Consider the following 22,639-nt stretch of genomic DNA (forward strand, 5'->3'; position numbering starts at 1 on the left):
GTTGTCGCAAGCATCTTGCTTGTGGTTAACATCGACGACAACCTGCACAGAAAAGGCTTTGCAAATATGCAAGCAATAAAAGAAACGCGCCCGAAACGGCGGTTTAGGTTGGATGACGATGGCTTCGTATCAAAAGGCGAACGGCGAATAATATAGATTTTATGGGTAACAGTCAAGCAAAAAGGCATCAAGTGCGTTAAAATCCAACCCCTTCCCAATACTTATTCAGGCCATCTGAAACCATGACTGACATTACCCCCTTTGCCAACCGCTTGGGCAAAAACATCAAACATCTTATGAAATGGGCCAAACGCAACAATATCGAAGCCTGGCGCATTTACGACCGCGATATTCCCCAATTTCCCTTTGCCGTCGATGTTTACGGCGACCAAATCCATCTTCAGGAATACGATACCGGCTGGCTGATGCAGCCCGAAGAATACGAAGCATGGCTTGCAGATGTATTGGAAGCCATCGGTTTTGTGACCGGTTTTGCGCCCAAACAAATTCATCTCAAACGCCGAGAACGTCAAAAAGGTTTACAGCAATACGAGAAAACTGGCAAAACCGGCGACGATTTCGTCATCACTGAAAACGGCCGCAAGTTTTGGATCAACCTCGACAAATACCTCGATACCGGCCTTTTCCTCGACCACCGCAACACGCGCAAAAAAGTTGGCGACACCGCAGCGGGCAAACGCTTCCTCAACCTGTTTTCCTACACAGGCAGCTTTACCGTCTATGCCGCAACCGGCGGCGCGGTATCCAGCGAAACCGTCGATTTATCCAACACTTATCTCGAGTGGGCAAAACGCAATTTTGAACTCAACGGCATCGACACCGAACAACACAAAATCGTCCGTGCCGATGTGTTCCAATACCTGCAAAATGCCGCTGACGAAGGCAAAAAGTTTGACCTGATCGTCATGGATCCTCCCAGCTTTTCCAACAGCAAAAAGATGCTCGACATCCTCGACATCCAGCGCGACCATAAAAAGCTGATCGACGGCGCAATGAACCTGCTCGCTTCAGACGGTATTTTGTACTTCTCCAACAACCTACGCAGCTTTGTGTTGGACGATTCGGTCGCGGAACAATATGCGGTCAAAGACATTTCCAAGCAGTCCGTTCCCGACGATTTCCGCAACAAAAAAATTCATCAATGCTGGGAAATCAAGCATAAATAAGCATCAGGCCGTCTGAAAGCCAGTTTTCAGACGGCCTGATTACCATATTGAATCTCTCAATCAATAGGCGCATAATTGAAGAAATTGTTGACAATATCAAAAGGAAAATAACATGCAAAACTACCTGACGCCCAATTTCTCATTCGCCCCCATGATTCCAGAACGCGCGCTCGGCAGCCGAGTTTGGGATACCGAAGGACGAGAATACATTGACCTGTCAGGCGGTATTGCTGTGAACGCGCTGGGCCATTGTCATCCCGATTTGGTCGCAGCCTTGACCGAACAATCGCAAAAACTCTGGCACATTTCTAATATCTACACCACCCAACCGGCGCAAGAATTGGCCAAAAAATTGGTCGAAAACACCTTCGCCGACAAAGTGTTTTTCTGCAATTCCGGCGCAGAAGCCAATGAGGCTGCGTTGAAACTGGCGCGCAAATACGGCCGCGATCATTTTGGCGAACACAAAACCGAAATCATCTCCTGCCTCAACAGCTTCCACGGCCGCACCCTGTTTACCGTATCCGTCGGCGGCCAGCCCAAATACAGCAAAGACTACGCGCCGCTGCCGGCCGGCATTACCCACGTTCCCTTCAATGATGTTGCCGCATTGGAAGCAGCCGTCAGCGACAAAACCTGCACCGTGATTATCGAGCCGATTCAAGGTGAAAGCGGCATTCTGCCTGCCACTCAAGAATATCTGCAAGCCGCACGCCGTTTATGCGACAAACATGGTGCTTTGCTGATTTTGGACGAAGTACAAACTGGCATGGGTCATACGGGCAAACTGTTTGCCTACGAGCATTACGGCGTAACACCCGATATTCTCAGCTCCGCCAAAGCCTTGGGCGGAGGCTTCCCGATTGGCGCAATTCTGACAACCGATAAAATCGCCCCAACCTTCGGCCCCGGAACACATGGCTCAACCTTCGGCGGCAATCCGATGGCGTGTGCGGTCGGCAGCCGTGCGTTTGACATCATCAATACGCCCGAAACATTGGCACACGTTGAACAACAAGGCCAAAAACTTCAGACGGCCTTGCGTGAAATAGGCGAAAAGACCGGCGTATTTAAAGAAGTCCGCGGCATGGGCCTACTGCTCGGCTGCGTGTTGGCAGACGAATACGCAGGCAAGGCATCGGAAATCACCGCCGCCGCTTTGAAACACGGATTGATGGTACTGGTTGCCGGCGCCAATGTGGTGCGCTTCGCCCCCAGCCTGCTGCTGAACGATGAAGACATGGCCGAAGGCTTGAAACGTTTTGAAGCGGCCTTGGCCGAATGGTTGGCCTGATTTTTAAAACCCAATCTCCAAATCAGCCGACAGCTTTTGTTCCTAATTGATGCCATATAGTGAAGGCCGTCTGAAAGACCGTTTGAGTTTTTCAGACGGCCTTTTTTCAATATTGAAAACAACATCCGCCTACATGCTTTGTCATTTGATGTTTGTTAAAAATCATACTGCCTCTTCGTGTTACGCTTGGCAAACAATTTGATTTTACGAAGAAAAGGAGCAGGAGATGGTATCGTTGAAAACCCAAATCGCCGGTTTTTCTTTTGACAACTGCCTGATGAATGCGGCTGGTGTGTCGTGTATGACCGTTGAGGAATTGGAAGCGGTCAGACAGTCTTCGGCAGGCACTGTCATTACCAAGACCGCAACGCTTACCCCGCGTCAAGGCAACCCCGAGCCGCGTTATCGGGACGTGCCTCTCGGCAGCATCAATTCGATGGGCTTACCGAATCAAGGCATTGATTACTATCTGGATTACCTGCTTACCCTTCAAGAGTCTCAGCCGGAACGGACATTTTTCCTATCACTGGTCGGTCTGTCGCCCGGCGAAACACATATCCTGTTGGAAAAGGTGCAAAACAGCGGGTTCAACGGCATTACCGAACTCAACCTATCCTGCCCAAACGTCGCCGGCAAACCGCAAATCGCCTATGATTTTGAAACAACCGAGATAATTTTGGATAATGCCTTTACCTACTTCGACAAGCCATTGGGCATCAAACTGCCGCCGTATTTTGATATTGCCCATTTCGATCAAGCGGCGAAAGTGTTCAACCGCTATCCCCTAAAATTCGTCAACTGTGTCAACTCCATCGGCAACGGCATGTATATCGAAGACGAATCCGTCGTAATCCGCCCGAAAAACGGCTTCGGCGGCATAGGCGGCCAATACATCAAACCGACTGCGCTCGCCAATGTCCACGCGTTCTATCAAAGACTGGATCCGTCTATCCAAATCATCGGAACAGGCGGCGTTTATAGCGGTCGTGATGCGTTTGAACACATCTTGTGCGGTGCAAGTATGGTGCAGATCGGCACGGCGCTACACCAGCAAGGCGTAGACATTTTTGAACGGGTTTCCCTTGAATTAAAAGCCATCATGGCGCAAAAAGGCTATGAGAAGCTGGAAGACTTCAAAGGCAAATTGAAATATTTTGAATAAGGTTTACTCTAAAAAACGCCCAAGGCCGTCTGAAAATTTCAGACGGCCTTGTTGTATAATTGCTCCCCATATTACCCGTCTTCCCCTTCAATGAAACTCAACCCCCAACAGCAAGCCGCAGTCCAATATCTTGGCGGCCCCCTGCTCGTCCTTGCCGGCGCAGGCAGCGGCAAAACCGGCGTGATTACGCAAAAAATCAAGCATTTGATTGTCAATGTCGGCCATCTGCCGCATACCGTTGCAGCGATTACATTTACCAATAAAGCCGCCACGGAAATGCAGGAACGCGTCTCTAAAATGCTGCCCAAGTCGCAAACGCGCGGGCTGACGATTTGCACCTTCCACTCTTTGGGCATGAAGATTTTGCGCGAAGAAGCCAATCAAATCGGTTACAAAAAAAACTTTTCCATCCTCGACTCTACCGACAGCGCCAAAATTATCGGCGAACTCTTGGGCGGTACGGGCAAAGAAGCTATATTCAAAGCGCAGCATCAAATTTCCCTTTGGAAAAACGATCTAAAAACGCCTGAAGATGTCGTTCAGACGGCCTCCAATGTGTGGGAACAGCAAACAGCGCGCGTCTATGCAAGTTATCAGGAAACCCTGCAAAGCTATCAGGCGGTGGACTTCGACGACTTAATCCGCCTGCCTGCCGTGCTGTTGCAGCAGAACAGCGAAGTGCGCAACAAATGGCAACGACGGCTGCGTTATCTGCTGGTTGACGAATGCCAAGACACCAACACCTGCCAATTTACGCTGATGAAGCTTCTGACCGGTGCGGAAGGCATGTTTACCGCCGTCGGCGATGACGATCAGTCCATCTACGCATGGCGCGGTGCAAACATGGAAAACCTGCGCAAAATGCAGGAAGATTATCCGCAGATGAAGGTCATCAAGCTGGAGCAAAACTACCGCTCCACCGCGCGGATTCTCAAAATCGCCAACAAAGTCATTGAAAACAACCCCAAACTCTTTACCAAAAAACTTTGGTCACAGTTCGGCGAAGGCGAAATCGTCAAAGTCGTTGCCTGTCAAAGCGAGCAGCACGAAGCCGACTGGGTTGTCAGCCAAATCGTCAAGCAGAAGCTGGTCGGCGGCGATAAAACCCAATACGCCGATTTCGCCGTGTTATACCGCGGCAACCATCAGGCGCGGATTTTTGAAGAAGCCTTGCGCAGTGCGCGCGTCCCTTACCAACTCTCCGGCGGACAAAGCTTTTTCGACAAAGCCGAAATCAAAGATGTGTTGTCCTATTTGCGCCTGCTTGCCAATCCCAACGACGATCCTGCCTTCCTGCGCGCCGTAACCACGCCCAAACGTGGCATCGGCGACGTGACGCTGGGCAAACTCAATACCTTCGCACACGAACACGAATGCAGCCTATATGAAGCCGCGCAAAACGAAGAAGCGCTTGCCCTGTTGAACCATACCAACCGCCAACACCTGCAAGCCTTCATGGATATGATTGAAAACTACCGAGCCAAAGCTGAAACCAGCGAAGCAGGCGAGCTTATTCATAACCTGCTGAAAGAAATCGACTACGAAAACCACCTGTTGGCCAATGAAGAAGGCAAAGCAGGAGAAATTAAATGGCGCAACGTTACCGACCTGACCGGCTGGCTGGAACGCAAAGGCGAGCAGGACGGCAAAAACATCATCGAGCTTGCCCAAACCATCGCCCTGATGACGCTTTTGGAGGGCAAAAGTGAAGAAGAAGTCGATGCCGTCAAACTTTCGACCCTGCACGCTTCCAAAGGTTTGGAATACCCCTACGTCTTCCTTGTCGGTTGCGAAGAAGGTATCTTGCCTCACAACGACAGCATCGAAGAAGACAATGTCGAAGAAGAACGCCGCCTAATGTACGTCGGCATCACCCGCGCCAAACGCCAACTTACGCTGACCCACTGCCTCAAACGTAAAAAACAAGGCACATGGCAGTTCCCCGAGCCGAGCCGCTTCATAGACGAAATGCCGCAGGAAGACATCAAAATTTTAGGACGCAAAGGCGGCGATCCGATTGTGAGCAAGGAAGAAGGAAAAAGTAACTTAGCAGGCTTGTTGGATATGCTGGGGAATAAAAAGAAAGGATAACGCAAGGCCGTCTGAAAACAAGGTTTCAGACGGCCTTATTGTCAGCAAAAAATCACAAACAACCATCCAATAATCCTCACTTTATGTCGTCGCACCTATCCGACCCCATTTCGCCCAATCCTTCAAAAATAAATAAAAATAACTGAATAATCAGATATAAAATAAACAAAAGGACGGAAAGACGGCTTCTTCCGTCTTCTGTTCACAAGTAAAAATTGTCAACATTTCAAGTATAAATTCACAAGCAAAATCGCATTTTTCAGGTATAATAATGGATTCCCCAACTGCATTTTGTGAGCTGAATCCATGTCTGTTGTTCTGCCCTTGCGCGGTGTAACCGCCCTTTCCGATTTCCGTGTTGAAAAACTCTTCCAAAAAGCAGCCGCCCTCGGCCTGCCCGAAGTCAAATTAAGCAGCGAATTTTGGTATTTTGTCGGTAGCGAAAAAGCACTTGATGCCGCGACAGTCGAAAAACTGCAAGCCTTACTGGCAGCGCAAAGCGTTGAACAAACGCCCAAAGCGCGCGAGGGCTTGCATTTATTTTTGGTAACGCCCCGTTTGGGCACCATTTCTCCTTGGGCTTCCAAAGCAACCAATATCGCCGAAAACTGCGGTTTGGAAGGCATTGAACGTATCGAACGCGGCATGGCCGTATGGTTGGAAGGTGCGCTTACCGACGGGCAAAAACAACAATGGGCAGCCCTGTTGCACGACCGCATGACCGAAAGCGTGTTGACCGACATCGATGCAGCGGCGCAACTGTTCCACCACATCCAATCGGAAACCTTCTCCAGCGTAGATGTATTGGGCGGCGGTAAAGAGGCATTGATTAAAGCCAATACCGAAATGGGTTTGGCACTTTCAGCCGACGAAATCGATTATCTGGTTGAAAACTATCAGGCTTTAAACCGCAATCCGTCCGATGTTGAATTGATGATGTTCGCTCAGGCAAACAGCGAGCACTGCCGCCACAAAATCTTCAACGCCGACTTCATCCTCAATGGCGAAAAACAACCGAAATCCCTCTTCGGCATGATTCGCGATACACACAATGCGCATCCCGAAGGCACAGTCGTTGCCTATAAAGACAATTCATCCGTGATCGAAGGCGCAAAAGTCGAACGTTTCTATCCGAATGCGGCGGAAAACCAAGGCTACCGTTTCCACGAAGAAGACACCCATATCATCATGAAAGTGGAAACACACAACCATCCGACCGCCATTGCGCCGTTTGCGGGTGCGGCAACGGGTGCGGGCGGTGAAATCCGCGATGAAGGCGCAACGGGCAAAGGTTCGCGTCCGAAAGCAGGCTTGACCGGCTTTACCGTCTCCAACCTGAATATTCCGGGCTTGAAACAGCCTTGGGAACAAGCATATGGCAAACCCGGCCATATTGCTTCTCCCCTAGACATCATGATTGAAGGCCCGATTGGCGGCGCAGCGTTCAACAACGAATTCGGTCGTCCGAACCTCTTGGGCTACTTCCGCACTTTTGAAGAAAAATTTGACGGTCAGGTTCGCGGCTACCACAAACCGATTATGATTGCCGGCGGCTTGGGCAGCATTCAGGCACAACAAACACACAAAGACGAAATCCCCGAAGGCGCATTGCTGATCCAACTGGGCGGCCCGGGCATGCTCATCGGCTTGGGCGGTGGCGCGGCCTCTTCCATGAACACCGGCACAAACGACGCATCTTTGGACTTCAACTCCGTACAACGCGGCAACCCCGAAATCGAACGCCGTGCGCAAGAAGTCATCGACCGCTGCTGGCAACTCGGTGACCAAAACCCGATTATCTCCATCCACGACGTCGGCGCAGGCGGCCTGTCCAACGCCTTCCCCGAACTGGTCAATGATGCCGGACGCGGTGCGGTATTCAAACTGCGCGAAGTGCCGCTGGAAGAACACGGTCTTAACCCATTGCAGATTTGGTGTAACGAATCGCAAGAACGTTATGTATTGTCCATTTTAGAAAAAGATTTGGAGACCTTCCGCGCCATCTGCGAACGCGAACGCTGCCCGTTTGCCGTAGTCGGTACGGCGACCGACGACGGCCATTTGAAAGTACGCGACGATTTGTTCTCCAACAACCCCGTCGATTTGCCATTGAACGTTTTGCTCGGCAAACCGCCTAAAACCACGCGCACCGACAAAACGGTTACGCCGTCTGAAAAACCGTTTAACGCCGGCAATATCGACATTACCGAAGCCGCCTACCGTGTTTTGCGCCTGCCCACCGTAGCCGCTAAAAACTTCCTGATTACCATCGGCGACCGCAGCGTCGGCGGCATGACCCACCGCGACCAAATGGTCGGCAAATACCAAACCCCCGTAGCCGACTGCGCCGTTACCATGATGGGCTTCAATACCTATCGCGGCGAAGCGATGTCTATGGGCGAAAAACCGACCGTCGCCCTGTTTGACGCGCCTGCTTCGGGCAGAATGTGCGTCGGCGAAGCCATCACCAACATCGCTGCGGTCAATATCGGCGACATCGGCAACATCAAACTTTCCGCCAACTGGATGGCGGCATGCGGCAACGAAGGCGAAGACGAAAAACTCTACCGCACCGTTGAAGCAGTTTCTAAAGCCTGTCAAGCATTGGATTTGAGCATTCCCGTGGGCAAAGACAGCTTGTCGATGAAAACCGTGTGGCAGGATGGCGAAGAGAAAAAATCCGTGGTTTCGCCGTTGAGCCTGATTATCTCCGCGTTTGCGCCAGTGGAAGACGTACGCAAGACTGTTACGCCTGAGTTGAAAAACGTCGAAGACAGCGTATTGCTGTTTATCGATTTGGGCTTCGGCAAAGCGCGTATGGGCGGCTCCGCGTTCGGTCAGGTGTACAACAATATGACCGGCGACGCGCCTGATTTGGACGATACAGGCCGTCTGAAAGACTTTTACGGCGTGATTCAGCAGCTTGTCGCCAAAGACAAACTCTTGGCGTATCACGACCGCAGCGACGGCGGCTTGTTTGCCGCTTTGGTAGAAATGGCATTTGCCGGCCGTATCGGCGTCAATGTGGATTTGACCTCGCTGGTTGCCAGCCAAGCCGACGTCAACGAAGCCAGCATTCGCGCATTATTCAATGAAGAGCTGGGCGCAGTGATTCAAATTGCCAAACAAGATGTTGCGGCCGTAGAAGCCTTGTTTAAAGAAGCTGATTTGGCACTGCATACCATTGCGACCATCGGTACTGACGAGAAAATCGTTATCCGCAACCAAGCAGGCATCGTATTGGAACAAAACCGCGCCGACCTGCAACGCGCATGGCAGGAAACCAGCCACGCCATTCAACGTCTGCGCGACAATCCTGCCTGCGCCGACAGCGAGTTTGCCCTAATTGACGACAACTACCGCAGCGCATTGTTTGCCGACGTGAAATTCGACGTGAATGAAGACATCGCCGCGCCTTTCGTCAACAGCGGCGCGAAACCCAAAATCGCCATCCTGCGCGAACAGGGCGTGAACGGACAAATCGAAATGGCCGCCGCCTTCACCCGCGCCGGATTCGATGCTTACGACGTGCATATGTCCGACCTGATGGCAGGCCGCGTCCACCTTGCCGACTTCAAAATGCTGGCGGCGTGCGGCGGCTTCAGCTACGGCGACGTACTCGGCGCGGGCGAAGGCTGGGCGAAATCCATCCTGTTCCACCCCGCCTTGCGCGACCAGTTCGCCGCCTTCTTCGCCGACCCGAACACGCTGACATTGGGCGTGTGCAACGGCTGCCAAATGGTCAGCAACCTCGCCGAAATCATCCCCGGCACGGCAGGCTGGCCGAAGTTCAAACGCAACCTGAGCGAACAGTTCGAAGCGCGCCTGAGCATGGTTCACGTCCCCCAATCAGCCTCCTTGATCCTGAACGAAATGCAAGGCTCCAGCCTGCCTGTCGTGGTCAGCCACGGCGAAGGCCGCGCCGACTTCGCGCTTCACGGCGGCAATATCTCCGCCGATTTGGGCATTGCGCTGCAATACGTCGACGGACAAAACCAGGTTACCCAAACCTACCCGCTCAACCCCAACGGCTCGCCGCAAGGCATCGCCGGTGTGACCAACGCCGACGGCCGCGTTACCATCATGATGCCGCATCCGGAACGCGTATACCGCGCCGCACAAATGAGCTGGAAACCGGAAGACTGGACGGAATTGTCCGGCTGGTACCGCCTCTTTGCCGGTGCAAGAAAAGCTTTGGGCTAATGAGAAGCTTAATTTGATCAGGCTTTAAGAAAGGCCGTCTGAAAACAGGAAAAGCAAAATTTGCCGTTCCCTGTTTTCAGACGGCCTTTATGTAAGCTTTTACTTATAGAAACCGACTGCCGTCATTCTGTATAATTCTCACTTTTAAACTATAATCGACATATTCAGACGGCCTTTCCCGACATTATGACTCGACAAGCCTTTATCCTCAGCGATTGCGAATTTTCCGAATGCGGAGAAAAGCCTTACGCCCTGTTGACCGCGAATCCGACGAAGGAACACCACTTCATCGCCCAAACCGAGCAGCGGCAGCATTCGCATAATCCGCAGGTCAGCCCGCAAAACCAAAACGTTTACCGCCTGCCCTTGTCAATGTTCCATACTGGCGAAAAAGCCCGTGGTAAAGAACAAAACCGCAACGAAGCGATAAGCGTCAACATCATCGGCAATCTGGCGGCGAAAAACCTCTATACGCTGACCTTTGTCGAAGACTCCGCCAACCAATACAATCTGGAAAGCTGGTTCAACCGTCATGAAAGCGGCTACGAAGAGGCCTGCAACCACCTGCGCACCTTACCTGCAGGCCGTCTGAAAACAGGCGAACCCGATACGGTCAAAGTTCCCGATGCGTTGTGGCGGATATTGCGGCTGAAATTCCTCGGTATCCTGCGCAATCCGCACAACCATAAAAACCTGTTTGCCCACCGTCTGCACCAAATACTTCGGGCGCGGCTGCCGGAAGTCGGTTTTGAATTTGTCCGCTTGATCAGCAAACGCGACCCCAAGCGCATTGAAGCCATTATGCAGGACTACCGTTTCACTTTTCTCGGCTATGTCGATTGGCTGGGCGGGCTTTACGGTATGTTGAGCGAAGGCGTGGCGCAGCCGTCGTTGTTTGAACGGCTGTTTTGCAACATTTTTGCCGAACCCGAAGCCGTGAAAATCGAATTGTTCCGCTACCCTGAAAACGCAGGACTGTGCCTGTTTGGCGACAGCAGTTTCTGCCTGCAAGCCTCGGCCAAGCTATTGAGCGTCGGCGTCAATATTTCGCACGATATGTTTGCCACCGTCCATCTGCAAGCTGACCATTGGCATGCGTTTAAAAATACCTTTCATCACGATGCGCCCAAACTGCAAGGCCAAGTGCGGATTATCGACGGCGACCAAACCCAAAGATTGCTGTTCAACCGACTGAGCATCCAGCAAGCCCATGAAGCCGTATTCGGCCAAAGCCCGAATATCAAAGATTATTTAGAGGCCGTCTGAAACCCCAAACCAGAAGAAAGCATATGAAAATCACACCAATCCAAGCCCTAAACGACAACTACATCTGGATGATTCAAGAAGGCAATCATGCCGTCTGCGTCGATCCGTCCGATGCCACGCCGGTCTTAAAATTCCTTGTTCACAACCACTTGATGCTGGCGCAAACATGGATTACCCATCCCCATCATGACCATACCGGCGGCGCAAAAGCGCTGCACAACGGCTTCTTAGAATCACCAATCTATGGCGAAAGCGACATCGACGTGGCGACGCATACCGTCACCGCAGGCACGCAGTTCCCGTTTGGCGAAGGCTTGGTTACCGTTTGGGCAACCCCCGGCCATACCGACCGCCACATCAGCTATCTGCTGGAAAATTCAGACGGCCTGCATGTTTTCTGCGGCGATACCTTGTTCTCCGCCGGTTGCGGCCGCGTATTTACCGGCACAATCGAGCAACTTTACGACAGCTTCCACCGATTCAACCAACTGCCCGAAGAAACGCTGTTTTATCCGGCGCACGAATATACCGCCTCCAACCTGCGCTTTGCCCAGCATATCGAGCCGGACAACGCCGATATTCAGACGGCCTTGGCCGCAGCCGAACACACGCCGACACTGCCTGTCAGCCTAGCGCACGAACGCAAAGTCAATCCGTTTTTCCGCGCAGACCTGCCCCAAGTTCAGGCACGCGCCGAAGAATTGAGCGGACGAAAATTAAACAGCGAACTCGAAGTCTTCGCCGCTTTGCGTGAATTGAAAAATCAATTTTAATTGGGCTTGCTCCCTAAATAATAAAGGCCGTCTGAACAATATCTGTTCAGACGGCCTTTATTATTTAGGGATTATTCCCATTCAATCGTGGCAGGCGGTTTGCCGCTGACATCATAAACTACGCGGTTGATACCTTTGACTTCGTTGATGATGCGGTTGGACACGCGGCCAAGCAGCGAGTATGGCAGCTCTGCCCAGTGCGCAGTCATAAAGTCGCTGGTAATCACGGCACGCAAAGCTACGACGTAATCGTAAGTACGGCCGTCGCCCATCACGCCGACGGATTTCACAGGCAGGAATACGGCAAAGGCTTGGCTGGTCAGGTCGTACCAAGATGTGCCGTTTTCATCGGTAGTATTGCGCAATTCTTGAATGAAAATATTGTCTGCTTGACGGAGCAAGTCGGCGTATTCTTTTTTCACTTCGCCCAAGATACGCACGCCCAAACCGGGACCGGGGAACGGATGACGGTACACCATTTCACGAGGCAGGCCCAAAGCCACACCCAATTCGCGCACTTCGTCCTTGAACAAGTCGCGCAATGGTTCAAGCAATTTGAGCTTCATGTTTTCAGGCAGGCCGCCGACGTTGTGGTGGGATTTGATGGCGTGGGCTTTTTTGGTTTTCGCGCCTGCGGATTCAATTACGTCAGGGTAAATCGTACCTTGCGCCAACCATTTGGCGTTGGTAAGTTTTTTCTCTTCAGCATCAAATACTTCGATAAATTCCGCACCGATGATTTTGCGTTTTTTCTCCGGATCGGTCACGCCGGCCAGTTTCGCCAAAAACTGCTCTTCGGCATCAACGTGAATCACGCGTACGCCCAAGTTGCGGGCAAACATATCCATCACCATTTTGCCTTCATTCAAACGCAACAGACCGTGGTCAACAAACACGCAGGTCAGTTGGTCGCCGATGGCGCGGTGAATCAGCGCGGCCGCTACGGAAGAGTCCACGCCGCCGGACAAACCCAAAATCACTTCGTCGCTGCCGACTTGTTCGCGGATTTTGGCAACGGCTTCTTCGATGTAGTTCGGCATGGTCCAGCTTGGTTGTGCACCGCAAATATCCAAGACAAAGCGGTTCAACAGCGCGCGGCCTTGTTTGGTGTGGGTCACTTCAGGGTGGAATTGGATGCCGTAGAATTGTTTCTCAGCGTTTTCCATCATGGCAATCGGGCAAGACGGGGTATCGCCGATGACAGAGAAGCCGGTAGGCAGTTTGGAAACTTTATCGCCATGGCTCATCCATACGTCGAGCGTGTTTGGCGCATCGTCTTGAATGCCGCGTGTCAGCTCGCTGTCGATGGTTTTAACTTGCGCATAACCGAATTCGCGTTGGTTGCCCGGGGTAACTTCGCCGCCCAAGTGGTGCGCCATAAATTGCATACCGTAGCAGATGCCCAAAACCGGAATGCCCAAATCAAAAATACCGGTATCGGCTTGATAATCGGATTCGTATACGGAATTAGGGCCGCCGGAGAGGATGATGCCTTTCGGATTGAAGGCTTTGATTTCTTCCAAAGGCATGTCGAAAGAATGCAATTCGCAGTAAACATGGGCTTCGCGCACGCGGCGGGCGATCAGCTGGGTAACTTGCGAGCCGAAGTCGAGAATAAGGATTTTGTCTTGGGTCATGGCGGAAACTTTGCAAAATGTAAGAAAACGGTGCGGCCGTGAGGGTAAATTTCAAATTTAAACCACAATAAAAAAGGCCGTCTGAATCGGCGGATTATACCATTGTTCAGACGGCCTTTATAGGGCAAAACCCAAATCTCTCATCTTTCTATTTTGTGTGTTTCTCAGGAATCATATCGCTGCGCGAGAGCAACAGCAGGCAACCCAACACGACCATGCCGATGGCCAGCAACGGCGAGAGGTAAATCCAGTAGCTCATGTGCAGATAAATGGCTGTGCCGATATAAACCAACATCGGGCCGGAAACGATGGACTGTTTGTTGATACCGTCCATAATCAACACGGCAAGGCCCAAAATAATTAATGCGCCGGCAATCATTGTCGATGTCGCAGGCAAAATATCCGTAGCGCGTAAAAACCAAATCGCACCAAAGATAATCAAAAATAAAGGCAGAAAAAGTGAGGGGCGGGACATAACAACGCTCCGTAAAGGTTTCAGACGGCCTGTATTATTGGGTGCGTCAGCCATGCAGGCAAGATATAAAAATGCAATCTTGTGTGTAATTATGCAAAGGTTGGCACAACAAAAAAGCCGTCTGAACAGCGGCAAACCGAAATCGAATATTTCAATTTATCCTGTTACAGACGGCCTTTTAAATCATCAGGCTTTGCCGGTACTGCCGAATCCGCCTTCACCGCGCGCGCTGGCGGCAAACTCGTCCACAACCTTAAACGCAGCTTGGACAACCGGCACAATCACCATTTGCGCGATGCGCTCCATCGGCTCGATGGTAAACGCTTCTTTACCACGGTTCCACAGAGAGACCTTCAATTCGCCTTGATAATCCGAGTCAATCAAACCGACCAAGTTACCCAAAACAATACCGTGTTTATGACCCAAGCCGGAACGCGGCAACAAAACGGCTGCGTAAGCAGGGTTGGCTAAATGCACCGCTAAACCGGTCGGAACGAGATACACATCGCCCGGCTGCAATACAACAGCTTCATCCAAGCAGGCACGCAAGTCCAAACCGGCAGAACCGGGCGTTGCATAAGCAGGCAGGGAATCGGCCATTTTCGGATTTAAGATTTTCAGTTCGACTTCGGTTTGCATGACGGGACTCCGTATTGTTCTATATTGGAAAGGGCTACGATTATACACAAATGCCCTTGAGGCCGTCTGAAAAAACGGAGTATGATTCAGTCAGACCTAAGGAGAAAAATCATGGATCTGCACAATATCCGCGAAGATTACAGCAAACGCGAGCTGTCGGAAGCCGAATGCCACGCCGACCCAATTGTCCAATTCGAGCAATGGCTGAACGAAGCGATTCACGCCGAAGTCAACGAGCCGACCGCGGTCAACGTTGCTGCCGTAGGCGAAGACGGCAGGCCCAACAGCCGTATGGTATTGCTAAAAGAAGTCAACCCCAAAGGCTTTGTTTTCTTTACCAATTACCACAGCCGCAAAGGCCGCTCCTATACGGCACACCCCTTTGCCGCCATGACTTTTTTCTGGCCGGAACTCGAACGCCAAGTGCGCGTTGAAGGACGCATTGAAAAACTCGACACCGCCGCTTCAGACGAATATTTTGAAAGCCGCCCGTATACCAGCCGTATCGGCGCATGGGCAAGCGATCAAAGCGAAGTGATTTCCAGCAAAGCCGTTTTGGTGGCCAAAGCCGCAGCTGTCGGCGTCAAACATCCCTTACATGTCCCCCGCCCGCCGCATTGGGGCGGATACCTCGTCATCCCCGACCGCATCGAATTCTGGCAAGGCCGCCCCAGCCGCCTGCACGACCGCATCCAATACCGCCTAGTTGACGGCAACTGGATACGCGAACGCCTTTCGCCATAATTTTCGGATTTTCAAACAAAAATTTACTGGTTGAGTTACAATATAGCCTTTCATCGGCAGGCCGTCTGAATATGATTTTCAGACGGCCTTTTCCCCCAATCCAACCCCTGCCGCAACCGCCGCAGAAGAACCGCTTTTTCAAGCGAGTTAGGAAAAATCATGTCCAAACAGCCTTCCAGCAAACGCCAATGGCGCGACGGCGTATCGTCTACCGCCAAAAAACCTTCCAAACCGGCCAAATCCTTTGCCAATAAAAAACGTCCAGACGACGAACGCAAAACATCAGGCAAACCTTACGGCCAAAAAGTTTCAGACGGCCCCAAAGCTCAAAATACCGCGCCTAAACAACGTGCTGCCAAAGCCAAAAAACTGGTTGTTCGCAATCCCAACCAAAAAATCATGGAGCACGCCCGCGATTTGAAAGAACGCCGCAGCGACCTTTCACGCTTCGAGCCCGAACGCCTGCAAAAAGTCCTGGCCGCTTCCGGCGTCGGCTCACGTCGCGAAATGGAAGAATGGATCAGCAACGGCTGGGTAACAGTCAATGGCCGCGTAGCCCAACTGGGTGAAAAAGTCACGCCCGACGATCATGTTACCGTCAAAGGCAGCATCATCAAACTCAAATGGGCAGACCGCCTGCCACGCATCATCCTCTACTACAAACAAGAAGGCGAAATCGTTTCCCGCGACGACCCGCAAGGCCGCGTCAGCATTTTCGACCGCCTGCCGCAAGCAGCCAGCAGCCGCTGGGTGGCCATCGGCCGTTTAGACATCAATACCAGCGGCCTCTTGATCCTGACCACCTCAGGCGAACTCGTTCAACGCTTTGCCCACCCCAGCTTTGAAGTCGAACGCGAATACGCCGTACGCGTATTGGGCGAGTTGACCACCGAACAAATGCGCGTCCTGACCGAAGAAGGCGTCATGCTCGAAGACGGTTTGGCTAAAGTAGAACGCATTTACGAACAAGGCGGCGAAGGTGCAAACAAATGGTACAACGTGGTCATCAAAGAAGGCCGCAACCGCGAAGTACGCCGCATTTTTGAAAGCCAAGGCCTCACCGTTAGCCGTCTCGTCCGTGTAGGCTTCGGCCCCATCGGCCTGCCAAACCGCCTCAAACGCGGCCAGTTCTACGAACTCAATCCGGCAGAAGTCGCCAACATCATCAAATGGGCAGATATGCTGCTGCCGGGAGAACGTCGACGGAAGAAAAGTTAATGTAAGATAAATCGGAGCTGAGGCCTTTACAAAATCGTCTCAGCCCGACAAAATCTTGCACAAGTCATAAACATAGTGGGTTAAGTTTAAACCAGTACCGCATTGCTCCGCCTTGTCCTGATTTAAACTTAACCCACTATTCACACATTAAAATTCAAAAAAAGTGACTCAGCACCAGCGTTAACTCTGCCAATACACTGCCATCAACACTTTTAATAATCAGCATGTGATATTTCCCAGGAGCTTAAATCATGCCCCGTTTCTTCCTGAAAACCATTTCCATACTCACTTTGGCAGCTTTGACTGCGTGTTCCGGTCCACTCGACCGATCAGGCTCGTCAACCGAAAATCTTCAGGGCGCACCGGAATCAGCATTGCCTGCTGCTGCCGTTGCTGAAGAAAATCTGTCTCTTGCAGAAAATACCGAACGCTACCAAGACCAACCCGACCAACCGGTCAAATCCGTTGCTCAAGAACCTGTTTCCACATTCAGCATCGATGTCGATACCGGCAGCTACGCCAACGTCCGCCGATTTCTGAACAACGGCAAACAGCCGCCTAAAGATGCTGTACGGATTGAGGAAATCGTCAATTACTTCCCTTATAACTATCCGCTGCCTACTGACGGCCGTCCATTTGCCGTTCATACTGAAACCATTGATTCTCCATGGCAACCGGAAGCCAAGCTGATCAAAATCGGTATCCAAGCACAAGACACGGCAAAGAAAGACCTGCCGCCTGCCAATCTTGTGTTCCTCGTGGACGTATCCGGCAGTATGGATGAAGAAAATAAACTTCCGTTGGTTCAAAAAACGCTGCGGATCTTGACCCAACAATTACGTCCTCAGGACAAGGTTACCCTGATTACCTATTCATCAGGCGAAGAGCTGGTGCTTCCGCCCACATCAGGTTCAGATAAAGAAACTATCCTGAAGGCCATCGACAAACTGGAGGCCGAAGGCTCGACTTCAGGCGAATCCGCTTTACGCATGGCCTACGAGCAAGCACAAAAAGCCTTTGTACCCAACGGCATCAACCGTATCCTGCTGGCGACCGATGGCGACTTTAACGTTGGCGTATCTGATACCGAAACGCTCAAATCCATGGTTGCCGAAAAACGTAAAACCGGTGTTTCACTCAGCACGCTAGGATTCGGTACAGACAATTACAACGAAGACATGATGGAACAAATTGCCGATGCAGGCGACGGCAATTACAGCTATATCGACAACGAAAAAGAAGCGAAAAAAGTTCTGCAGCAGCAACTGACTTCCACGCTTGCCACCGTTGCGCAAGATGTCAAAATCCAGGTCGAATTCAATCCTGTCACTGTCAAAGAATACCGCTTGGTCGGCTACACCAACCGCACCCTGCGCAATGAAGACTTCAACAATGACAAAGTAGATGCGGGCGATATCGGCTCAGGCCACAGCGTGACCGCCATCTATGAAATCATTCCGGCAGGCAAAAACGGCTGGCTGAACGAATCACGCTATCAAAAAGCCCCTGCCGTCAAAGGCAGTAAAAACGAATACGCCTTTGTCAAAATACGCTACAAACTACCTGGGGAAAAAGACAGTAAGCTGATGGAACAAGCGGTTCCCGTTGGCAGCAAACCGCTGGAGCAAGCCGATAAAGACACCCTGCTCGCCCTTGCCGCGGCTTCCTATGCCCAAGCCCTGCGCGGCGGTGAATACAACGGCAAACTGGGCTGGAGCGACATCGAAAAAATGGCGCAGCAAGTCCAAGGCAATGATCCATTTGAACTGAAATCGGAGTTTCTCCAATTGGTACGCATTGCCGCCGGTAGCGAAAAGAAATCAGGTCCTTTGGTTAAAGAATAAAACCTGAAAAAGGCCGTCTGAAAAACATTCAGACGGCCTTTTAATTAAACTTTTTATTTTTCAGATTTCAACACCCGTTGACGGCGGGTTTCGCTCAATACCATGCCTGCGCTGACGGAAACGTTCATGCTTTCTACCGTGCCGAACATCGGAATCGATACCAGCATATCGCAATGTTCCCGCGTCAGGCGGCGCATACCCTCGCCTTCGTTGCCCATTACCCAAGCCACGCTGTCGGGCAAGTCGCAGTGGTAAAGGTCGGAGTCGCCGCCCATGTCTGTGCCGACAATCCAAATGCCGTATTCTTTCAGCTCACGCAAAGTGCGGGCAAGATTGGTTACGGTAATATACGGCACGGTTTCCGCCGCGCCACAGGCAACTTTGCTGACGGTCGCATTCAGGCCGGCGCTTTTGTCTTTGGGCGCAATCACAGCATGCACGCCCATCGCATCGGCAGTACGCAGGCACGCGCCGAGGTTGTGCGGGTCGGTGATGCCGTCCAATACCAGCAAAAACGGCGGTTCACTCAGGTTTTCCAACACATCTTCCAAATGAACATGGTTTTTGGAAGCATCGATAAACCCGACCACGCCCTGATGACGCGCCCCTTTGCTGATGGCATTCAGGCGGTCGGCATCAGCAAAATGCACGCGTACGTTTTCAAAGGCCGCTTTATCCAATACATCGCGGGTGCGTGCATCGGATTTGCCCTCTTGGATATAGAGTTCGGTAATCGATTTCGGGTTTTGCCACAAACGGGCATTGACGGCGTGAAAGCCATAGATGAGTCGTTGGTTTGCCATGTTTTTGCTTTATCAAAAAATTCAGACGGCCATTATAACAAGTAAGGCCGTCTGAAAATTTTTTATTTCATCAAATAACCGAGTATGCCCGAAGTGCCAACGCCGATTAATACCGTCACCAACATCGAAAACCGGCTGGCCGCCAAAACCGTCAAAGCAATGGCAATAAGCTCATGCGGTTTGTCCGATACAAAATAAGGCGCAATCACAGAAATCAACACGCAGCCCGGCGCAGCCTCCATAACTACTTGCGCACGACGGCTCAATGTACGGTTGCGCAATGCAAAAAAGCCGATTAATCGGGTTGAATAAGTAACGGCCAACATGCTTAAAAACAGCAAAAACGATTGCAGCGACAACAAATCCTTCATTTTTGCTCTCCCCACACATACGCCGCCAACAAGCCCGACAACGTTCCGACAGGAACATACCATGCGCCATCCACGATCAAATAGGTTGCGCACGCCACAATCAGGCTGACAAACCAAGGGCGCGAAGCCGCAAAGCTCTTCCACATCCCGCGCAGCAACACTAAAAACACCGCAGGAAACGCCATGCCGAAGCCCCAAGCCGCTACATCGCCGAACATCGGGCCGACTGCCGCACCAAATGCCGCAAAACCAATCCAAGTTACATACAAAATAAAACACACACCGGCATAAAACGGCATATTGAACGCTGGCAAACCTGCCGCCTTACGCTTTTGAATTTCAGCAAACGCCATTGCCCAGCTTTCATCACACATAAAAAACAGCGCGGGCATCGCCTTTTTCAGCGGCATATCCCTCATATACGGCGCAATCGCCGCACCCATCAGGATATGGCGCGAATTAATCATAAACGTAACCGTTGCAATCAGCATAATCGGCAAAGGATTTGCCCACAAATTGACTGCGGCAAATTCCGAGCCTCCGGCAAAGTTCATGCCCGTCATCAGCAGCATTTCCAGCCAACTCATGCCTTTCTGCCCACCCTGCATGCCCAAAATCAGCGCCCACGGCAACAAGCCGATCAGCATGGGGGAACATTCTTTGATACCGCGCAGAAATTCCGATTGAGGAGAAGCAGTGTGATTCATTTTGATTGAAACGGTTTATTAAAAAGAAGCGACGTATTATAAATCAGGCCGTCTGAACAAGGGTATAATATGGAAAAATTAGATTTATTTACGGAAACCGATATGACCCACACCGTCCATCTGCAGTTTGAAGAAATTGACAATACCGTGTTGCAACGCCTGTGCGGCGCGCTCGACAGCAATCTCGAAGCCTTAGGCAAAGCCCTTGATATCCAAATCAGCCGCCGCTTCGAACATTTCACATTCATGGGCGAACTGGCACACGCCGGCCGTCGTGCCTTGCTGTCGCTTGCCGAAGCCGCAGAAAAAGGCGACTTGGACGACAACGCCATCAGTCTTGCGGCCGTCGAAGCAAAAACCGCAGATGAAAAACACGAAGAAAAACACCACGACCAACAATACTATTTCCGCACCAAACGCGGCAGCATCGGCGGCCGTACCCCGCGCCAAAACGGCTATATCCGCGCCTTGCTCAACCACGATGTCGTGTTCGGCTTAGGCCCTGCTGGTACGGGTAAGACCTATCTTGCCGTTGCCGCCGCAGTCGATGCCATGGAAAAACACCAAATCGAACGCATCGTTTTGGTGCGCCCCGCAGTCGAAGCAGGAGAAAAATTAGGCTTCCTGCCGGGCGATTTGGCACAAAAAGTCGATCCCTACCTGCGACCACTTTACGATGCGCTTTATGATTTGATGGGTTTCGACCGCGTAACCAAATTGATGGAAAAAGGTTTGATTGAAATTGCGCCGCTGGCCTATATGCGCGGCCGCACCTTAAATGGCGCGTATGTCATTTTGGACGAAGCGCAAAACACCACGCCCGAACAAATGAAAATGTTCCTGACCCGTATCGGCTTTGGTGCCAAAGCAGTCATTACCGGCGACATCAGCCAAATCGACCTGCCGCGCAACATCAAATCCGGCTTGAAAGATGCTCGTGAAAAGCTGCGCGATGTAGAAGGCCTGTATTTCCACACCTTTACCAGCGAAGACGTCGTCCGCCATCCTTTGGTGCAGAAAATCGTCGAAGCCTATGAAGCAGCAGAAGAACAAGCTGAAAAGAAAAACGGCGAATAATCTTTTCAAACACTTCAGGCCGTCTGAAAATCAAATTTCAGACGGCCTTACTACATCATTCTCCCCATAATACTGCTATAATCCGAAAATCAAGTAAAACAAAGACTTCAAAAGGAAAAATATGACTCTCAAGCCACCCGTCCGAATCGCCGTTACCGGAGCGGCAGGCCAAATCGCCTACGCCACCCTCTTCCGTATCGCCGGCGGCATCATGCTAGGACGCGACCAACCCGTTATCCTGCAGCTGCTCGACCTGCCGCAGGCACAACAGGCATTGCGCGGCATGATTATGGAAATGCAGGATTGCGCCTTCCCGCTCCTTGCCGACATCTTCGCCACAGACGACCCCGAAGTCGCCTTCAAAGATGCCGACATTGCCCTCTTGATTGGAGCGCGCCCGCGTACCCAAGGCATGGAGCGCGCCGACTTGCTGCACGCCAATGGCGAAATTTTCAAAGTACAAGGCGCGGCGTTGAACAAAGTTGCCAATCGCAACGTTAAAGTCCTCGTCGTCGGCAATCCGGCCAATACCAACGCCTACATCGCCATGAAATCCGCCCCCGACATCCCGCCAGAAAATTTCACCGCACTGATGCGTCTCGACCACCACCGTGCCGTTAGCCAAATTGCCGAAAAAATCGACCGCCCGATTACTTCCATCGAGCAAATGTGCGTCTGGGGCAACCATAGCCCGACCATGTACGCCGACTACCGCTACGCCACCAGCAACGGCGAGTCCGTCCAAGACATGATTACCGAACCTGACTGGAACACCGAAGTTTTCATGCCGAAAATCGCCGGACGCGGTGCCGCCATTATCGCCGCACGCGGTTCATCATCCGCAGCCTCCGCCGCCAATGCCGCCATCTACCACCTGCGTGACTGGTTGCTCGGCAGCAGCGGCAAATGGATAACCATGGGTGTTCCATCCGATGGCTCTTACGGCATTCCCGAAGGTTTGATTTTCGGCTTCCCCGTCATTTGTGACGAAGGCAGCTACCGCATCGTCCAAGGCTTGGATTTGTCAGATGAATTCAGCCAAAAACGTATTGCCGCCACACTGGCCGAATTGAAAGAAGAACGTTCAGCCATCCAGGATCTACTCTAAAACAAAGGCCGTCTGAAAACCAAATTTCAGACGGCCTAAA

Annotated in this window: 18 protein-coding genes; 12 read left to right on the top strand and 6 right to left on the bottom strand. The window is 51.6% G+C overall.

Annotation, left to right across the window (positions count from 1 at the left end):
- The first annotated feature begins 242 nt into the window (after positions 1-242).
- From ACTHTY_RS05550 to gloB, 7 genes are all read left to right on the top strand, one after another.
- Positions 243-1,187, top strand: coding sequence for a class I SAM-dependent methyltransferase (locus ACTHTY_RS05550; protein WP_440366713.1), 945 nt, complete (start codon positions 243-245; stop codon positions 1,185-1,187).
- Between the two features lie 112 nt (positions 1,188-1,299).
- Complete coding sequence (locus ACTHTY_RS05555; protein WP_440366714.1) at positions 1,300-2,481, top strand: aspartate aminotransferase family protein; 1,182 nt, start codon at positions 1,300-1,302, stop codon at positions 2,479-2,481.
- A 226-nt stretch (positions 2,482-2,707) separates the two neighbouring features.
- Positions 2,708-3,643 carry a dihydroorotate oxidase gene (locus ACTHTY_RS05560; RefSeq protein ID WP_440366715.1) on the top strand — a complete coding sequence of 312 codons (936 nt, stop codon included), beginning with the start codon at positions 2,708-2,710 and terminating at the stop codon, positions 3,641-3,643.
- A gap of 90 nt (positions 3,644-3,733) precedes the next feature.
- On the top strand, positions 3,734-5,734 hold the full coding sequence (gene rep / locus ACTHTY_RS05565; RefSeq protein WP_440366716.1) for a DNA helicase Rep: 2,001 nt from the start codon (positions 3,734-3,736) through the stop codon (positions 5,732-5,734).
- Between the two features lie 306 nt (positions 5,735-6,040).
- A complete protein-coding gene (gene purL, locus ACTHTY_RS05570) occupies positions 6,041-9,937 on the top strand; it encodes a phosphoribosylformylglycinamidine synthase (protein WP_440366717.1) in 3,897 nt (1,298 codons plus the stop codon).
- A gap of 186 nt (positions 9,938-10,123) precedes the next feature.
- A complete protein-coding gene (locus ACTHTY_RS05575) occupies positions 10,124-11,203 on the top strand; it encodes a hypothetical protein (protein ID WP_440366718.1) in 1,080 nt (359 codons plus the stop codon).
- 23 nt (positions 11,204-11,226) lie between these two features.
- On the top strand, positions 11,227-11,976 hold the full coding sequence (gene gloB, locus ACTHTY_RS05580; protein WP_440366719.1) for a hydroxyacylglutathione hydrolase: 750 nt from the start codon (positions 11,227-11,229) through the stop codon (positions 11,974-11,976).
- Between the two features lie 71 nt (positions 11,977-12,047).
- Here gloB and guaA read toward each other — a convergent pair whose 3' ends face one another.
- The 3 genes from guaA to dut all read right to left on the bottom strand — a co-directional run bounded on the left by guaA (position 12,048) and on the right by dut (position 14,727).
- Complete coding sequence (gene guaA, locus ACTHTY_RS05585) at positions 12,048-13,613, bottom strand: glutamine-hydrolyzing GMP synthase (RefSeq protein WP_440366720.1); 1,566 nt, start codon at positions 13,611-13,613, stop codon at positions 12,048-12,050.
- 148 nt (positions 13,614-13,761) lie between these two features.
- Positions 13,762-14,088 carry a hypothetical protein gene (locus ACTHTY_RS05590; protein WP_004464437.1) on the bottom strand — a complete coding sequence of 109 codons (327 nt, stop codon included), beginning with the start codon at positions 14,086-14,088 and terminating at the stop codon, positions 13,762-13,764.
- 186 nt (positions 14,089-14,274) lie between these two features.
- Positions 14,275-14,727, bottom strand: a complete 453-nt coding sequence (gene dut, locus ACTHTY_RS05595) for a dUTP diphosphatase (RefSeq protein WP_293194334.1) — start codon at positions 14,725-14,727, stop codon at positions 14,275-14,277.
- Between the two features lie 111 nt (positions 14,728-14,838).
- On the opposite strand from dut, the gene pdxH reads away from it, so the two are divergent.
- From pdxH to ACTHTY_RS05610, 3 genes are all read left to right on the top strand, one after another.
- Positions 14,839-15,471 carry a pyridoxamine 5'-phosphate oxidase gene (pdxH, locus tag ACTHTY_RS05600; protein WP_440366721.1) on the top strand — a complete coding sequence of 211 codons (633 nt, stop codon included), beginning with the start codon at positions 14,839-14,841 and terminating at the stop codon, positions 15,469-15,471.
- A 159-nt stretch (positions 15,472-15,630) separates the two neighbouring features.
- The gene (locus tag ACTHTY_RS05605) at positions 15,631-16,689 is read left to right on the top strand and encodes a pseudouridine synthase (RefSeq protein WP_003686367.1); all 1,059 of its coding nucleotides are present in this window, start codon (positions 15,631-15,633) and stop codon (positions 16,687-16,689) included.
- 251 nt (positions 16,690-16,940) lie between these two features.
- Positions 16,941-18,533 carry a vWA domain-containing protein gene (locus tag ACTHTY_RS05610; RefSeq protein ID WP_440366722.1) on the top strand — a complete coding sequence of 531 codons (1,593 nt, stop codon included), beginning with the start codon at positions 16,941-16,943 and terminating at the stop codon, positions 18,531-18,533.
- 53 nt (positions 18,534-18,586) lie between these two features.
- Here the strand turns inward: ACTHTY_RS05610 and rlmB are convergent, their stop codons facing one another.
- From rlmB to ACTHTY_RS05625, 3 genes are all read right to left on the bottom strand, one after another.
- Complete coding sequence (gene rlmB / locus ACTHTY_RS05615) at positions 18,587-19,336, bottom strand: 23S rRNA (guanosine(2251)-2'-O)-methyltransferase RlmB (protein ID WP_440366723.1); 750 nt, start codon at positions 19,334-19,336, stop codon at positions 18,587-18,589.
- Positions 19,337-19,398: 62 nt separating this feature from the next.
- The gene (locus ACTHTY_RS05620) at positions 19,399-19,707 is read right to left on the bottom strand and encodes an AzlD family protein (RefSeq protein WP_003680717.1); all 309 of its coding nucleotides are present in this window, start codon (positions 19,705-19,707) and stop codon (positions 19,399-19,401) included.
- Positions 19,704-20,414 (bottom strand): AzlC family ABC transporter permease, encoded by a 711-nt coding sequence (locus tag ACTHTY_RS05625; RefSeq protein ID WP_440366724.1) that lies wholly within the window; start codon positions 20,412-20,414, stop codon positions 19,704-19,706. The genes ACTHTY_RS05620 and ACTHTY_RS05625 overlap by 4 nt, the downstream gene beginning before the upstream one ends.
- 102 nt (positions 20,415-20,516) lie before the next feature.
- On the opposite strand from ACTHTY_RS05625, the gene ACTHTY_RS05630 reads away from it, so the two are divergent.
- Positions 20,517-21,491: a PhoH family protein gene (locus ACTHTY_RS05630; protein WP_004520317.1), complete on the top strand. Its 975-nt coding sequence runs from the start codon at positions 20,517-20,519 to the stop codon at positions 21,489-21,491.
- 121 nt (positions 21,492-21,612) lie between these two features.
- Positions 21,613-22,599, top strand: a complete 987-nt coding sequence (locus tag ACTHTY_RS05635; RefSeq protein WP_440366725.1) for a malate dehydrogenase — start codon at positions 21,613-21,615, stop codon at positions 22,597-22,599.
- Positions 22,600-22,639 lie beyond the last annotated feature (40 nt).

This window comes from Neisseria sp. P0019.S002 (genome assembly GCF_051957155.1).
In the GTDB taxonomy this organism is placed as follows: Bacteria; Pseudomonadota; Gammaproteobacteria; order Burkholderiales; family Neisseriaceae; genus Neisseria; species Neisseria perflava.